Genomic DNA, 2,274 nt, shown 5'->3' on the forward strand with positions numbered 1-2,274 from the left:
CTGCTGGGCCAGCGCGTCGCCCCGCGCCTGCCGCTGTCGCTGGTCGCGGTGGTGGCGACGATTGCCGCGAGCGAAGCGTTCGGTTTCGCCGGGCGGGGCATTGCGGTGATCGGTCCGGTCCCCGGCGGTCTGCCCGCGATCGCGCTGCCTGATCTGACCTGGCGGGAAACCCTGACGCTGTTGCCCGTGGCCGCGTCGTGTTTCGTGATGATCATCGCCCAGAGCGCCGCGACATCGCGGGCATTTGCCGTGCGCTACCACGAGCGCGTCGATGCCGATGCCGACATCCTTGGCCTGGCGGCCGCCAATGCGGCGGCCGCCATGAGCGGCGCCTTCGTCGTCAACGGCAGCCCGACGCAAACCGCGATGGCGGATCGCGCCGGCGCGCGCAGCCAGATCGCGCAACTGGTCTTCGCCGCCGCCGTGCTGCTCGTGCTGCTGGCCCTGACCGGTCCGCTGCAGTACCTGCCGCGCTGCGTGCTGGCCAGCATCGTCTTCACGATCGCGATCGGAATGATCGACGTCAGGGGTCTCGTCGCCATTCGCCGCGAAAGCCCGGGCGAGTTTCGTCTTGCCCTCGTCACCGCCGCCGCGGTGGTCGCGATCGGCGTCGAACAGGGCATCCTGCTGGCGATCGCGCTGTCGCTGTTCAGGCATGTCCGCCACAGCTATGAGCCGCACACGATCATGCTGGCGCCGAACGCAAGCAACCGGTGGGTGCCCGTGCCCGCGGTGCCGGGCCAGGAGACCGCGCCCGGGCTGATCGTCTATCGCTTCAATTCGGATCTGTTCTATGCCAACGCCAACCGCTTCACCGACGAAGTGCGCTCCCTGGTCAAGCACGCGCCGGCTCCTGTCCGCTGCTTCATCGTCGACGCCGGCGCGATCACGGATATCGACTATTCGGCCGCGCAATCGCTGCGCGATCTGCTCGACGAGCTGACGCGCCAAAAGGTCCGCATCGTCTTCGCCCGCGTCAGTCCCTACCTTCGCTCCGACATGGACCGGCACCGGATCACCGCCGCCATCGGCGAAGCCCGCATTTTCACAACGCTGCATGAAGCCATCGCGACGTCGCGCGACGGCGCGCCCGGCGCGGAAAGCCACGACTGAATTCGCAGTTCGGCGTTCGTCGGGTGGGCAAAGCGCGGCGAGCCAACCTGCTCTGCCGTCGTCCAAACAAAATGGCAGGCACGGCAAGAGCGCCGTTGCCCACCCTTGCATAGGCGGGATCGGCTCCCTTCCCGTCATTGCGAGCATGAGCGAAACAATCCACGCCTTCTTTGCGGCAGACGGATTGCTTCCGCCTTCCAAGGCTTCGGCGGAGCCAAGGCTTCCGCCTTCGCCAACGCTTCGGCGGACGAGTCGCCCGCGCTCGCAATGACGAAAGTTTGGCAACGCCTGGGCGCCGGCGCGTTGAACCCTTGCTTCGACGACCGGTGTCCCGGTTAGGAACTTTCCGCGGCCGGTGCCGTTGAAAGCATCGCTGCGAGCGAGCTGCCAGTTCAGGAGAGTAATCATGGCAACCCAGATCGTGATGGACATATACGGTGATACCAGGCTCGATTTCGACGCCGGCGACGCGACGGCGCTGTTGCAGGCCGAGCGCCGCTTCGAGGCGCTGACGGGGGCCGGCTTCACGGCGGCAACGCGCAACGCGGATGGAACGGCGGCTCTCCTGCGCAAGTTCGATCCGACAGCAGACGAGATGCTGTTTTTTCCGCGGCTGATCGGCGGCTGAATTTGGACCGCGCCGATGAAGCTGCTCCGCATCGCAGGCGATGGGTTCCGGCGGCTTCTGGCGGCCGCTTCGGCTCGGGCCAGCGCCTTTCGCGAATGGTTCGAGCGTCCGAAAGCCAGCCAATCGCGCGGTCGCAAGCTGTTGCGGGAATGGCTGTCGCCGGAGCAATTGGCGCAATACGACGCGCACAATTATTTCGAAGTGACGGGCTGCCACACCGCAAGGCGGTACCGGATCCATCATGGCACGGGGATGAACGTCTTTCAGCTCGAGCATGTCGGACGGCCGCTGATCGGCTGGTGCTTCGTGCCGCAAGACGATCTCGTCGCGGGCGACGTCATGCTGGCTCAGAAGATTGCGCTCGAAACCGACGAGCAGGGCGCGCTGGCAGTCGCAAAGTGTTTTTCGATTCGATGAGTTTTTCGATCCGATGAGATGAGTTGGCGGCCATGCCGCTTGCTGCGGCGAAGGCCGCGGCGACCCCGCGCGCCGACGCGGCGGCAGCGCCAGATGCGGGTCACTCCGGACAGGAG

At 66.2% G+C, this 2,274-nt stretch carries 3 protein-coding genes; all 3 read left to right on the top strand.

Annotated elements, in window-relative coordinates; translation table 11 throughout:
- A partial coding sequence (locus WCB02_RS33440) for a SulP family inorganic anion transporter (protein WP_423965164.1) occupies window positions 1-1,113 on the top strand: 1,113 nt, incomplete at its 5' end.
- 406 nt (window positions 1,114-1,519) lie between these two features.
- Complete coding sequence (locus tag WCB02_RS33445; protein WP_423965166.1) at window positions 1,520-1,741, top strand: hypothetical protein; 222 nt, start codon at window positions 1,520-1,522, stop codon at window positions 1,739-1,741.
- A 15-nt stretch (window positions 1,742-1,756) separates the two neighbouring features.
- A complete protein-coding gene (locus tag WCB02_RS33450) occupies window positions 1,757-2,158 on the top strand; it encodes a hypothetical protein (protein WP_423965168.1) in 402 nt (133 codons plus the stop codon).
- Window positions 2,159-2,274 lie beyond the last annotated feature (116 nt).

It is taken from the genome of Bradyrhizobium sp. (assembly GCF_049581145.1).
Lineage (GTDB): Bacteria > Pseudomonadota > Alphaproteobacteria > Rhizobiales > Xanthobacteraceae > Bradyrhizobium.

Bases quoted from the DNA above. Each gene is read 5' to 3' on its own strand.
- WCB02_RS33445 (WP_423965166.1), top strand. From the start codon at position 1,520: ATGGCAACCCAGATCGTGATGGACATATACGGTGATACCAGGCTCGAT.
- WCB02_RS33450 (WP_423965168.1), top strand. From the start codon at position 1,757: ATGAAGCTGCTCCGCATCGCAGGCGATGGGTTCCGGCGGCTTCTGGCG.